General features: G+C 60.0%; 13 protein-coding genes. 6 read left to right on the top strand and 7 right to left on the bottom strand.

Going from position 1 to position 13,048, the window contains the following annotated elements; translation table 11 throughout:
- Positions 1–8: 8 nt before the first annotated feature.
- Entirely contained in the window at positions 9–1,682 is a 1,674-nt protein-coding gene (locus GIW79_RS08320) for a DEAD/DEAH box helicase (protein WP_014717677.1), read from the bottom strand.
- Between the two features lie 423 nt (positions 1,683–2,105).
- On the opposite strand from GIW79_RS08320, the gene GIW79_RS08315 reads away from it, so the two are divergent.
- Positions 2,106–2,897 (top strand): crotonase/enoyl-CoA hydratase family protein, encoded by a 792-nt coding sequence (locus GIW79_RS08315; RefSeq protein ID WP_236453372.1) that lies wholly within the window; start codon positions 2,106–2,108, stop codon positions 2,895–2,897.
- A gap of 127 nt (positions 2,898–3,024) precedes the next feature.
- Here the strand turns inward: GIW79_RS08315 and GIW79_RS08310 are convergent, their stop codons facing one another.
- Positions 3,025–3,780, bottom strand: coding sequence for a spermidine synthase (locus GIW79_RS08310; protein WP_034127149.1), 756 nt, complete (start codon positions 3,778–3,780; stop codon positions 3,025–3,027).
- A 123-nt stretch (positions 3,781–3,903) separates the two neighbouring features.
- Here GIW79_RS08310 and GIW79_RS08305 point away from each other — a divergent pair, with 123 nt between their 5' ends.
- Positions 3,904–5,250, top strand: a complete 1,347-nt coding sequence (locus tag GIW79_RS08305; RefSeq protein WP_054897897.1) for a class II 3-deoxy-7-phosphoheptulonate synthase — start codon at positions 3,904–3,906, stop codon at positions 5,248–5,250.
- 97 nt (positions 5,251–5,347) lie between these two features.
- Here GIW79_RS08305 and GIW79_RS08300 read toward each other — a convergent pair whose 3' ends face one another.
- A complete protein-coding gene (locus tag GIW79_RS08300; protein ID WP_236453375.1) occupies positions 5,348–6,577 on the bottom strand; it encodes a winged helix-turn-helix domain-containing protein in 1,230 nt (409 codons plus the stop codon).
- A 45-nt stretch (positions 6,578–6,622) separates the two neighbouring features.
- Positions 6,623–6,829, bottom strand: coding sequence for a DUF1127 domain-containing protein (locus GIW79_RS08295; RefSeq protein ID WP_236453377.1), 207 nt, complete (start codon positions 6,827–6,829; stop codon positions 6,623–6,625).
- Between the two features lie 70 nt (positions 6,830–6,899).
- Between GIW79_RS08295 and GIW79_RS08290 the strand changes: the two genes are divergently transcribed.
- Positions 6,900–7,781, top strand: coding sequence for a LysR family transcriptional regulator (locus GIW79_RS08290; RefSeq protein ID WP_072448173.1), 882 nt, complete (start codon positions 6,900–6,902; stop codon positions 7,779–7,781).
- On the opposite strand, the gene GIW79_RS08285 is transcribed toward GIW79_RS08290, so the two are convergent.
- A complete protein-coding gene (locus tag GIW79_RS08285) occupies positions 7,771–8,520 on the bottom strand; it encodes a sulfite exporter TauE/SafE family protein (protein ID WP_236453380.1) in 750 nt (249 codons plus the stop codon). The genes GIW79_RS08290 and GIW79_RS08285 overlap by 11 nt on opposite strands.
- Positions 8,521–8,628: 108 nt before the next feature.
- Between GIW79_RS08285 and GIW79_RS08280 the strand changes: the two genes are divergently transcribed.
- The 3 genes from GIW79_RS08280 to GIW79_RS08270 all read left to right on the top strand — a co-directional run bounded on the left by GIW79_RS08280 (position 8,629) and on the right by GIW79_RS08270 (position 11,221).
- The gene (locus GIW79_RS08280) at positions 8,629–9,579 is read left to right on the top strand and encodes a LysR family transcriptional regulator (RefSeq protein WP_089042688.1); all 951 of its coding nucleotides are present in this window, start codon (positions 8,629–8,631) and stop codon (positions 9,577–9,579) included.
- Positions 9,580–9,660: 81 nt separating this feature from the next.
- Positions 9,661–10,113 carry a MarR family winged helix-turn-helix transcriptional regulator gene (locus tag GIW79_RS08275; RefSeq protein ID WP_060764714.1) on the top strand — a complete coding sequence of 151 codons (453 nt, stop codon included), beginning with the start codon at positions 9,661–9,663 and terminating at the stop codon, positions 10,111–10,113.
- Positions 10,114–10,801: 688 nt separating this feature from the next.
- Positions 10,802–11,221 (top strand): organic hydroperoxide resistance protein, encoded by a 420-nt coding sequence (locus GIW79_RS08270; RefSeq protein WP_034126737.1) that lies wholly within the window; start codon positions 10,802–10,804, stop codon positions 11,219–11,221.
- A gap of 65 nt (positions 11,222–11,286) precedes the next feature.
- On the opposite strand, the gene GIW79_RS08265 is transcribed toward GIW79_RS08270, so the two are convergent.
- Positions 11,287–11,859, bottom strand: coding sequence for an elongation factor P (locus GIW79_RS08265; protein WP_032892737.1), 573 nt, complete (start codon positions 11,857–11,859; stop codon positions 11,287–11,289).
- 49 nt (positions 11,860–11,908) lie between these two features.
- Positions 11,909–13,042 carry an elongation factor P maturation arginine rhamnosyltransferase EarP gene (earP, locus tag GIW79_RS08260; RefSeq protein WP_236453383.1) on the bottom strand — a complete coding sequence of 378 codons (1,134 nt, stop codon included), beginning with the start codon at positions 13,040–13,042 and terminating at the stop codon, positions 11,909–11,911.
- Between the last annotated feature and the right edge of the window lie 6 nt (positions 13,043–13,048).

Raw genomic sequence — 13,048 nt, 5'->3', positions numbered from 1 at the left:
AGGGCGGATCAATCTTCGCGGTAGCGACGCAGCTTGAGCTGCTTACCGGCAACGCGAGTGTCTTTGAGCTTGGCCAGCAGTTTTTCCAGGCCGTCTTCCGGCAACTCCACCAGGGAGAAGCTGTCACGCACCTGGATGCGACCGATGGCTTCACGTGCCAGGCCACCCTCGTTGAGGATAGCGCCCAGCAGGTTCTTGGCAGCGATACCATCACGCGCACCCAGCGCGGTACGGCAACGAGCACGGCCTTCAGCCAATGGCACTGGAGCACGACGCTCACGGTCACCACGGTCTGGACGGTCACCGGAACGCTCTGGACGATCACCGCGTGGCGCGCTGTTCGGAACCAGTGGACGTTCTTTTTCGATGGCTGCCAGGGTCAGGGCCTGACCATTGGTAGCTTTGCGCAGCAGGGCTGCAGCCAGGGCACGCGGGGTGCAACCGATATCGGCGGTCAGGCGGTCCAGCAGGTCGCCGTGGGTCGATTCAGCGTCAGCCACCAGTGGCGCCAGGCTGTTGGTCAGTTTCTTGATGCGCGCATCGAGAACGGCCTGGGCATCCGGCAGGCGGACTTCGGCAACTTTCTGGCCGGTAACACGCTCGATCACTTGCAGCATGCGGCGCTCACGTGGAGTCACCAGCAGCAACGCACGACCTTCGCGGCCGGCACGGCCAGTACGGCCGATACGGTGAACGTAGGACTCTGGATCGTAAGGCATGTCAACGTTGAACACGTGGGTGATACGTGGAACGTCGAGGCCACGGGCAGCAACGTCGGTCGCCACAACGATGTCCAGACGGCCATCCTTGAGGGAGTCGATCACGCGCTCACGCTGGTTCTGGGCAATGTCACCGTTCAGCGCAGCGGCTTTGTAGCCTTTGGCTTCCAGGGCGCTGGCCAGGTCCAGGGTCGCTTGCTTGGTGCGCACGAACATGATCAGGGCGTCGAAGTCTTCGACTTCCAGCAGGCTCAATACAGCCGAGGTCTTCTGGTCAGCGTGAACCAACAGGTGAGCCTGTTCGATCGCGGTAACGGTCTGGGTCTTGGTCTGGATCTTCACGTGCTCCGGATCGCGCAGATGGCGTTCGGCAATGGCACGGATGGACTGCGGCAGGGTAGCCGAGAACAGTACGGTCTGACGGGTCGCTGGCAGCGCCTTGAAGATGACTTCCAGGTCATCCATGAAGCCCAGCTTCAACATTTCGTCAGCTTCGTCCAGAACCAGGTGGTTCACGGTCGACAGGACTTTTTCGTCACGACGCAGGTGGTCGCACAGACGGCCCGGAGTGGCGACAACGATCTGTGCGCCATTGCGGATTGCCTTGAGTTGTGGGCCCATAGGCGCGCCGCCGTAAACGGCCACAACAGTTACACCCGGCATTTGCTTGGCGTAGGTTTCAAAGGCGGTTGCTACTTGCAGCGCCAACTCACGGGTTGGCGCCAGGATCAGGGCTTGCGGCTCGCGCTTGGCAGGATCGATGCAATGCAGAATAGGCAGGGCGAACGCGGCGGTTTTACCGGTACCGGTTTGCGCCTGACCAATCATGTCCTTACCGGCCATGATGATCGGGATCGATTGCTGCTGAATCGCCGAAGGTTCTTCGTAGCCGGTCGCTGCGACGGCTGCAAGAATATTCGGGTTAAGATTAAAAGCGGCGAAGCCGCCGGTTTCCTGGGTCATGGGTCTGCCTCTAAGTGCATCCGCAAAGACCCATGCTCCAAAGCTGCGCATGCCGTGTTGAGACTCAAGAGTCGCCCTGGCTGCTTTGTCGGCGGGGATTTGCGAAAACGAATGAATGAAAAAGATTCGTCAAGGAAGAGTCCGCTGTGCGGACGTGCAGCCGAAGCTGACTTCGGGGAATTGCGCTACCTAAACGCGGCCCGGTTAAAGGCCGGCGCGCACTATACCGGAAATAGCTGAAAAAGGGAGCTTTTTTTATCGCCAGGCGCCGATAAACCGCACTGGGTCACGCGCTTTGCAGATCCGTGCGCCAGGGTCTATTTTTCAAAGGCCCGGCCCTGTTGGTCATCGAGCTTAAACGGTTCACCCACCCATTGAGACCCTTTGGTCTGAAACCTCACCTGCGCCCCGAGGGCACACCCGATGAATCAAGCCAGCAGTAGCCGTGTCAGCCGCGCACTTGAGGGCCATGTTCTATTGCTAGGCCTGGACCGCGTGACCAAGCGCAACGCCTTTGACCTGGATTTGCTCAATGAACTGAGCCTGGCCTATGGCGAATTTGATCGAAACGATGACGCACGGGTGGCCGTGGTGTTTGCCCATGGCGATCACTTCACCGCAGGGCTGGACCTGGCCAATGTCAGCGGCGTAATGGCCGGCGGCTGGCAACCGCCGCTGGGAGGGTGCGACCCGTGGGGGGTGTTTGCCGGCCCGCGCGTGAGCAAACCGGTGATCGTCGCCGTCCAAGGTTACTGCCTGACCATTGGTATCGAGTTGATGCTGGCGGCGGATATCAACCTCTGCGCCAGCAATACCCGCTTTGCCCAGATGGAGGTGCAACGCGGCATCTTTCCGTTTGGCGGCGCGACATTGCGCTTCCATCAGATTGCCGGCTGGGGCAATGCGATGCGCTGGCTGCTCACCGGCGACGAATTCGACGCCCATGAGGCCCTGCGCCTGGGGTTGGTGCAGGAAGTGATGGCCAGTGAAGACCTGTTGCCCCGTGCCATTGAATTGGCCAACCGCATTGCGCGCCAGGCGCCGCTGGGTGTGCAGGCAACGTTGATGTCGGCACGCTTGGCGCGTATGGAGGGTGAGGCCGTCGCAGCCGCCGCGCTACCGCCCATGGTGGACAAACTGCTCAACAGTGAGGATGCCAAGGAGGGAGTTCGGGCGATGATCGAGAATCGGCCCGGGGTGTTCAAGGGGATTTGAACAAACTGAATTAGCCGTCGGCAGTGAGGACCTCTTCGCGGGCAAGCCCGCTCCCACAGGGGATTGCATTTCAACACAGAGTGCAATTCGACTGTGGGCTTGCCCGCGAAAGCGTCCGAACTGACAACTAAGTTGCTGGCCGAATCGCCTTGATCAACGGCTGCAACGAATACCCCAATCGCGGCGCCAAGGCTTCGGCGCGGGCTGACAGCGCATCCAGGTCCAGCACCTGATCCAGCTCCGAAGGCACCAATAGAATCACATTGCCCTCCTTCACCGGCAGCTCCCAGTAATGCCTGTGGTACAACCCACGCAGCAACGCCGCCCCCAGCGGTTTGCCGTCATCGGTGGCCCACTGGTTGATCACCAGCCAGCCGCCGGGGTTGAGTTTCTTCTGACAGTTTTCCAGGAAGGTCCAGGCCAGATGCCCCACGCCCGGGCCGACATCGGTGTAGAGGTCGACGAAAATCAGATCGGCCGATTCAGCACTGTCGAGCAATTGCAGCGCGTCACCAATGCGGATGTACAAGCGCGGATCGTCATCCAGCCCCAGATATTCAATCGCCAGGCGCGGCACATCGGGGCGCAGCTCAATGGCTTCGACATCCTCCAGCGCCAGGAACTTGAGGCATGCCTGGGTCAACGTGCCCGCGCCCAGGCCGAGGAACAACGCACTTTCCGGCTGTTCATGGCACAACGCGCCGATCAGCATCGCGCGGGTGTAGTCGTACTCCAGCCAGCTCGGGTCAGCGGTGAACACACAGCTTTGCTCGATGGCGTCGCCAAATTCGAGAAAGCGGTAATCAGCCACTTCAAGCACACGGATCATGCCGAATTCATCATGGACTTCGGCCAGCAGGCGCTCGACACGCTCCTCGCTCATCACTACTCCTAAAGGGTTTACCGCACGACAAAGGCGCGATTGTCGGCCAAGCGGCAACCACAGGTCACGCACTAATTGCTGCTAACATTGACGCCCTAACATCCACCTGCAAACGAGTTCATGATGAGCCACCCCTGGAGTCCCGATAGCTGGCGAGCCCTGCCGATCCAGCAGCAACCCCGATACCCGGACGCCGCGCACTTGGAGCAAGTGGAGCAGAGCCTGGCGAGCTACCCGCCCCTGGTGTTTGCCGGCGAAGCCCGCGAATTGCGCCGTCAGTTTGCCGAAGTGACCCAGGGTCGTGCCTTCCTGCTGCAAGGTGGCGATTGCGCCGAGAGCTTCGCCGAGTTTTCCGCCGCGAAGATCCGCGACACCTTCAAGGTGCTGCTGCAGATGGCCATTGTCATGACCTTCGCCGCCGGTTGCCCGGTGGTGAAAGTCGGGCGCATGGCCGGCCAGTTCGCGAAGCCACGTTCGGCCAACGATGAAACCATCGACGGCATCACCCTGCCCGCCTACCGTGGCGATATCGTCAACGGCATCGGCTTCGACGAAAAAAGCCGCGTGCCAGACCCGGACCGCCTGTTGCAGTCCTACCACCAGTCCACCGCCACCCTCAACCTGCTGCGCGCCTTTGCCCAGGGCGGTTTTGCCGACCTGCACCAAGTGCACAAATGGAACCTGGATTTCATCGCCAACTCCGCCCTCGCCGAAAAGTACAGCCAACTGGCCGACCGCATCGACGAAACCCTGGCCTTCATGCGCGCCTGTGGCATGGACAGCTCGCCGCAATTGCGCGAAACCAGCTTCTTCACCGCCCACGAAGCGTTGCTGCTCAACTATGAACAAGCCTTCGTACGCCGCGACAGCCTGACCAACGATTACTACGACTGCTCGGCGCATATGCTGTGGATCGGCGACCGTACCCGTCAGTTGGACGGCGCCCATGTCGAGTTCCTGCGCGGGGTGAACAACCCGATCGGCGTGAAAGTCGGACCGAGCATGAACCCGGAGGACCTGATCCGCCTGATCGACATCCTCAACCCGGATAACGACCCCGGCCGCCTCAACCTCATTGCCCGTATGGGTGCAGGCAAGGTCGGCGACCATTTGCCCAACCTGATCCGTGCCGTGCAGCGCGAGGGCAAGCAGGTGCTGTGGAGTTGCGACCCAATGCACGGCAATACCATCAAGGCCAGCAGTGGCTACAAGACCCGCGACTTTGCGCAGATCCTTGGCGAAGTGAAGGATTTCTTCCAGGTGCACCAGGCAGAAGGCAGCTATGCCGGCGGGATCCATATCGAGATGACCGGGCAGAACGTCACCGAATGCATCGGCGGCGCACGACCGATCACCGAAGATGGCCTGTCAGACCGCTACCACACCCATTGCGACCCACGGATGAATGCCGATCAGTCGCTGGAGTTGGCGTTCCTGATTGCCGAGACCTTGAAACAGGTAAAGCGCTGACGTTTTATCGACGGGGATGACGCCATCGCGGGTAAGCCCGGCTCCCACATTTGAACGCGTTTCTCTGTGGGAGCCGGGCTTGCCCGCGATAGGGGCCTTAAAGGCTGACATCCCGGTTCAGCATCGCAGCCCTCAACCGGGCAGCACTGGGCCGCTGGCAATTGAGCTGGATCTGTTCCAGCCCTAGCCAGTCGGCCATCTTTCGCAGGTTCAAGGCCAGCGCCAACATACCTTCCTCATCCAGCCCAGGTTCTTCCTCGTGCACGGCATGCACGGCCAGGCGCTCATGGGCACGCTCGGCCCGCAGGTCGACGCGTGCGGCAATGCGTTCGTTGTGGAGAAACGGCAGGACGTAATAGCCGTACACGCGTCTTTCTTGCGGAGTGTAGATCTCCAGGCGATAGCGAAAGTCGAACAAGCGCTCGGTGCGGCTGCGCTCCCATATCAGCGAATCGAACGGCGACAACAATGCACTGGCCGGCACGTTGCGCGGCAGTTTGGGCGCCGCCAGGCAATACGCTGGTTGTTTCCAGCCCCGCACCTGGCACGCCAGCAGTTGCCCATCCTCAACCAGCTCGGCCAAGCGGTTGCGGCTGTCGGCGGGGTCGAGGCGAAAATAATCGCGCAGGTCTTTTTCAGTGGCGACACCCAATGCAGTCGCACTGTGCAACAGCAAGCCACGCTGCGCTTCACCTTCACTCATGGAGACCCTGAGCACCTCTGCGGGAATAACACGCTCGGGCAGATCATAAAGCCGCTCAAACCCTCGACGACCGGCAACCGTGACCAGGCCAGCGGCGAAGAGCCATTCCAGCGCGTGCTTTTCATCACTCCAATCCCACCAGGGACCGGCACGCTCCTCGCGGGTCGACAAGCTACCCGCCCCCACGGCGCCCTGCTGTTCGACGGTGCGCAACACGCGCTGAATCGTCGCCTGTTGCTCACGGCCAAAACGTGCCATCTGCGAATAGATCCCCTGCCCTTGCCGGGCGCGCTCCATGCGCCAACCCATCAACGGGTACAGCGCCAAGGGCAGCAGTGACGCCTCATGCCCCCAGTATTCAAACAGAGAACGCCGCCGCCCCTGGCTCCAGGCCGCCTGCTCAAGAATCGATGGGGAATAAGAACCAAGGCGGGAAAACACGGGCAGGTAGTGGGAACGCACCAGCGCATTGACCGAGTCGATCTGTAAAACGCCCAGGCGTTCGATCAAGCGGTTGAGGTGCGTGGCCTTTATCTGTGCAGGCGCCTGGCGCCCGGAAAACCCTTGGGCAGCCAGCGCCATGCGTCGAGCTTGCTTGAGTGAAATACACAGGTCGGCGGGCATGGCAATCTCCATAGAACCTCGCCCCCTACCCTACTGCATCCGGGCTTATTTTCGCAGCGGATCTTCCCAGAAATGCCGATGGCTTTCCTGCTCGACGTCGGCGCGATTGAGTCCGATGTCCTTGAGTGCGTCATCGCTCAGGGTCGCCAGCATCTGCCGCTCCTGATGCAACAGCTGCCAACGCGCGAATGTGTGAAAAAGCCCAGCAAACAGCCAGTTATCCGTCGATATGAAACCTTTTTGACCTTTCATCTTCTCGCCCTCCAGTGGGGATGACGACAGTGTGTGCTTGGCATTATGATCAATCCAACGAATGTTTCTTATGCATTACATCTCAGAGATTGATCAATTGTCCGCCTATCCCAGCATCGACACAGACGTGCTGCGCACCTTCGTCGCCATTGCCGACCAGGGCGGTTTCACCCGTGCCGGCGAGACGGTCAATCGCACTCAATCGGCGGTTAGCATGCAGATGAAGCGTCTGGAAGAAGACGTGTTGCAGCGCAAACTGTTCGAGCGCGATGGCCGGCAGGTACGGCTCACGCCCGAAGGCCAGGTGCTGCTGGGTTATGCGCGGCGCATCCTGAAATTGCACAGTGAAGTGTTCAATACCCTGCGCGAGCCGCATATGGTGGGATTGGTGCGCATCGGCACGCCGGATGACTATGTGATGCGCTTTCTGCCAGGGATCCTGAAACAGTTCTCCAAAGCCTACCCACTGATTCAAATCGAAATGCACTGCGAAGCATCGACCGTATTGATGCAACGGCGGGACTTGGCGCTGACCGTAATCAGCCGCGAGCCCGGCAATGATCTGGGTGAGTTGTTGCGTACCGAACGCATGGTATGGGCAGCATCACCGTGCTTTTGTGTGGAGGAGCACGATGCCCTGCCTCTGGCGGTGTCCGGCGACGAGTGCCTGTACACCCATTGGGCACGTGCGGCATTGGACGCGGCCGGGCGAGATTATCGCCTGGCCTATCACAGCTCTAACGGAGCAGCGATCCTGGCGGTGGTGAGTGCGGGCCTGGCGGCGATGGTCAGCATGGAAAGCCTGGTCACCGACGACCTGCGAGTGCTCGGCAGCGACGAAGGCTTCCCGACTTTGCCGTCGATGAACCTGCGCTTGCTGCGTAACCCGCAGATGACCTCGCCGATCACCGAGTGCCTGGCGGACTACATCGTCGAAGGCTTCAAACTTTAAAGGTAAGCATCACCGCGCACACCACCAAAAAGCCACAGAACAGGCCGCGCAACAGGCGCTCCGGCAAGGCATGAGCCACTTTCACGCCCCAACTGATACTCAGCAGGCCACCCACCGCCAGCGGTAGGCCGATCATCCAGTCCACCTCGTGGTGCCAGGCATAGGTGACCAGGGTCACACCGGTACTGGGCAACGCCAAGGCCAACGACAACCCTTGGGCAACCACTTGAGTAGTGCCGAACACACTGGTGAGTACCGGTGTGGCCACCACCGCGCCGCCGACCCCGAACAGCCCGCCCATGGAGCCGGATACCGCGCCCAAGACGCCAAGCCAGGGCCAGGAATAACGCATTTGCGTGGTGGGCGGCGCGTTGCGGGTAAACATGCGCAGCAGGTTGTAGGCAGACAGCGCCACCAAGAACGCAATAAAACCAATGCGCATGGCGCCCGCATCCAGCCCCACCGCCCAGATCGATCCCAGCCAGGCAAAGCAAAAGCCGGTCACACCCAAGGGTAAGGCGTGACGCAACTCGATGCGGTTACGTTGGTGATAGCGCCACAGGGCGAGCATCACGTTCGGCACGACCATGACCAAAGCGGTGCCCTGGGCAATTTGCTGATCCAGCCCGAACAACACGCCGAGTACCGGGATAGCAATCAGCCCGCCGCCGATGCCAAACAGCCCACCCACGGTGCCCAACGCCGCACCCAATGCCAAGTACATCACTAGATCCCACACCGCTCGCTACTCCGCAATTCCAAGCTTTGCATGCTACGCAGTCGGCTCTGGCGCGGAAACGCACAGCAACGCACAATGGCTGTGCCAATCTCGCATAAGCGTCGAGCCATGAACCCCAACACCTTGACCGACCAACTCAGCCTGTTTCTGGATGTGCTGGAAGCCGGCAGCTTTTCCGCCGCCGCACGCCGCCATCCGCTGACACCTTCCGCCGTGGCCCGGCGCATCGACAGCCTGGAAAGCTCCGTGGGTAGCCGCCTGTTCCAACGCAGCACCCATGCGGTGGTGCCCACCTCGGCGGGCCTGGCCTTTGCCGAGCGGGCACGACGGATTGTCAGCGAGTTGCAGCTGGCGCGGGCTGAAGCGGTCTCGCTGAGCCATGCGCCGGAGGGGTTGATACGGGTCGATGCGCCCGCAGCATTCGGCCGCCGGCATCTGGCGCCGGTCATTGCGGACTTTTTAAACCTGTACCCAGGACTGGACGTGCACCTGCACTTGATCGACAGCTTTGTCGATATGCAGGGCGCGCATCTGGGCAAGGTCGATCTGGTTCTGCGCGCTGGGCATATTGTCGATACCCGGCTGGTCGCTACGCCGTTGGCGAGCATTGTGCGTATCGCCTGCGCCAGCCCCGCGTACCTGAAAAGCCGTGGCACGCCGGCCCATCCTCGAGAGCTGAGCGAACATGATGGCCTGGACTGGGACGGGCTGGCGCCAATGTTCGCCTGGCGCTTCGAACTGGACGGGCGTCGCACCACCTATCGCCCCCGGCGCATCCGCATGAGCGCCAACAATGCCGAAGCCCTGCTTTCGGGTGCACTGGCCGGGCTGGGCATCGCTCACCTGCCGACCTGGTTGGCCAGTGAATACCTGGTACGCGGTGAACTGTTGCCGCTGTTTTGTGAAGACGGTTTGCCGAGCCCGGAAACCGCCGGCATTTATGCGCTGCGCCTGGAGCAACAGCCCAATGCGCGCAGCCGATTGTTGCTTGAATATCTCAAATCCCGTTTCAGCCCGGTGCCGCCCTGGGATCAGGCATTGCAAAGTGGCTTGGTCTGACGCCTCCGGCAAGAATTACCTGGCGCATTAAAGATTTGCCCGCTAGATTCCAGGCCAGACATGCTTTTTCGAGACGCCACCATGAGCAAAAACCCTGATCCTTGCGAATCGCTGTTGCTGGACAACCAGCTGTGCTTCGCCCTGCACTCTACTTCATTGCTGATGACCAAGGTCTACAAGCCGCTGCTCCAAGCCATCGGCCTGACCTACCCGCAATACCTGGCCATGATGGTGCTGTGGGAAGAGGATGAATTGACCGTCAGCGAAATCAGCAGCCGCCTGCTGACGGACCCAGGCTCCATGACGCCACTGCTCAAGCGCCTGGAAGCCGAGGGCCTGCTCAACCGTACCCGCAGCCGCGAAGATGAACGAGTGGTAGTCGTGGAACTGACCGACACCGGGCGCGCCTTGCAGGAGAAGGCCAAGGATGTTCCGCAATGCATCCTGGGCGCCAGCGGGATGGCGCTGGAGCAATTGCGCAAGCTGCAAGGAGACCTGATCGCGTTGCGCGCCAATCTGCAAACCAGCCTCTGACGCAACACACACCTAAAAAGTGGGAGCTGGTTTGCCTGCGATGGCCATAGGTATCTACACAACTTCGGCACGACGCTAAATCTGTGGCGAGGGAGCTTGCTCCCGTGACGGCCTGGCAGCCGACACAGATATAACTGATGCCCCGCGATCCAATGTGGGAGCTGGCTTGCCTGCGAAGACGGCCTGACAGTCAACACAGTTGGACCGTGTACATATCCATTCCTGCGGTAACGGCCACTTAGGGTTCCGCTTTTACAGCGGCTCACTTTTGAAAAGCCGGAATGCCGGCCCAGACAAAAGTAAGCAAAACGCTCTTGCCCCACCACTCGGCACCTCGCCCAGGCTCGGTGTGCCTGTAATCCGCCAGCGTGGTTTAACGGGGCGCCTAAGATCAAAAGCAGATCAAGATAAAGAGCGGCTCGCTTCGCATCGTGGTTACCGTTGAGCTAACAGAGTTATGTAGATACCTATGCTGGGATTGCGGTACATCAGTCAACAATGCATTGACTGACACACCGCAATCGCAGGCAAGCCAGCTCCCACTTTTTGCTCTGCGGTGCCCTCAATTTTTTCAATCAGCCAAAAAACTGAAAAATTAACTTGCGCACTAAACATTAGCGCTATACATTTACCTCACCAACTACTTAGCGCGCAAATGTTTAGCGCTAAACATACAGAGGAACGCCCCATGCAAACGCTCTATACCGCAGTAGCCACCGCCACTGGCGGCCGTGATGGTCGCGCCGTTTCCAGCGACAATATCCTCGACGTCAAACTGTCGACTCCCAAGGAGTTGGGTGGCGCCGGTGGCCAGGCCACTAACCCCGAGCAATTGTTTGCTGCCGGCTACTCCGCCTGCTTTATCGGCGCACTGAAATTCGTTGCCAGCCAGACCAAACGCAAAATCCCGGATGACGCTTCGATCACCGCCCACGTTGGCATCGGCCAGATCCCTGGCGGCTTCGGCCTGGATATCGACCTGCATGTCAGCCTGCCGGGCCTGGCCCAAGATGACGCGCAAAGCCTGGTCGACGCCGCGCACCAGGTCTGCCCGTACTCCAACGCCACCCGTGGCAACGTTGATGTGCGCTTGCATGTAACGGTCTGAAAAACAGACGCCCATGAAAAAGCCCGACTCAAAGTCGGGCTTTTTTCGTATCGCCGGGGCCAGAATTACTTCTTGGCGCGACCTTTGTACGAACCACCTTCACGGGTGTCGATCTCGATCATGTCGCCGATTTCGATGAAGTCTGCAACGCTCAGCTCGGTACCGTTCTTCAGTTTGGCAGGCTTCATCACCTTGCCGGAAGTGTCACCGCGAGCGGAACCTTCGGTGTAGTCAACCTGACGCACGATGGTGGTCGGCAGCTCTACGGAAACCAGGCGATCTTCGAAGAAGATAGCTTCGCAGACGTCTTCCATGCCTTCTTCGATGAACGGCAGAACGGCTTCGATATCTTCAGCGTTCAGCTCGTACATGGTGTAGTCGGTAGTGTCCATGAACGTGTAGGTGTCGCCGCTGATGAAGGACAGGGTCGCTTCTTTGCGGTCGAGGATTACGTCGTCCAGTTTGTCATCGGCGCTGTAGACGATCTCGGTCTTGTAACCGGTCAGCAGGTTCTTCAGCTTGGTCTTCATGATTGCGCTGTTACGACCAGACTTGGTGAACTCAGCTTTCTGAACCAGCCAAGGGTCGTTTTCGAGACGGATCACTGTACCGGGTTTCAGTTCTTTACCAGTTTTCATTGCGTATATCCGAAATTTGGATGGGATTGACAAAAATCAAGGTGGCGTATCATATCCAACTTTCATAAAACTGTACCAGCGCCGTCGCAAGATCGGCCTGCAAGCCTTGTTCCAGACACCACTTCTCAGCGTGCTGGGTGAGCTCGGGCCAGTGTTCCAGCAGCATTTTCCAGGACTGAGCCATATCGCCATCAGCGTTCCAGGCTTGCCAAAGCGTGAAGACGGCAGCCTTGGCGGCCGGTGAAAGTGCGGCAGTGTACAGTTCCAGGAAGGCATCGAGCTTGTCCAGGTGGATGTCTTCGTCCTGGCGGTAGATGTGCCATAGCATTGGCCTCCCCGCCCACTGGGCACGCACGAACGAGTCTTCGCCCCGTACGGCGTTGAATTCGCAGCACCATAGCAATCGGTCATATTGCTCCTGACGCACGAATGCAATGACCTGAACGGTCAGCGCGCCGCGCACCTGAATGTCTCCCGCCGACAAACTGCTCACCCCCAGCCAGCGTTGCACATCCCCCAGAATGCGCCCTTCCGGCACCAGCAAGTGCGTCCCACGCCCATCGGCTGCCAGCACGTCCAGCCAGCCGGCCAACCCGTCATTCTCATAGGCAAACAGCGACATCAAACGCGCGCCGGCCGTCGGAGCAACGCCCAGGCTTTGCAGGAACTGTTGCTGCGCGGCGGCGTCCTGTTGAAACGCCTGGCGTCGCTCCAACAAGCCGGCTTCACGCAACAGGCCGCCAGTGCCAGGGCGAAACCCGGGGAAGAAAAAGTATTTCTGCACGCCTTTGTACTTCACCGAAGGCAAGCGATGACAACCCACCACCCAGTCTTCAGCGCTGAGGTAATCCAGGTTCATCCACAATGGCGCACGTTCACACTCGGCCATGCGGTCCATGTACTGAGGCGGTAGCTGGCAAGCGAACGCAGCAATCACCACATCGGCCGGGTGCGCGCCTGGCCATTCGGCCGGCCAGTGACACACTTCGACGCCCTCTTGCCATTGCTGGCCCACCTGCACATCAATGTCCGGGCACATGCGTTCGAAGGCCCGCAGGTCATCGACCCACAAGCGCACGTCACAGCCATGCTCCACCACCAACTGCCGGGCCAGGCGCCAGGTCACGCCGATGTCGCCGTAGTTGTCGACGACACTGCAAAAAATATCCCAGCGGGCTTTCATTCCGGG

Origin of the sequence: Pseudomonas sp. PA-7-1E, assembly GCF_021605325.1 — a bacterium.
In the GTDB taxonomy this organism is placed as follows: Bacteria; Pseudomonadota; Gammaproteobacteria; order Pseudomonadales; family Pseudomonadaceae; genus Aquipseudomonas; species Aquipseudomonas fluorescens_BV.
This window is presented reverse-complemented; position numbering and strand designations above follow the sequence as displayed.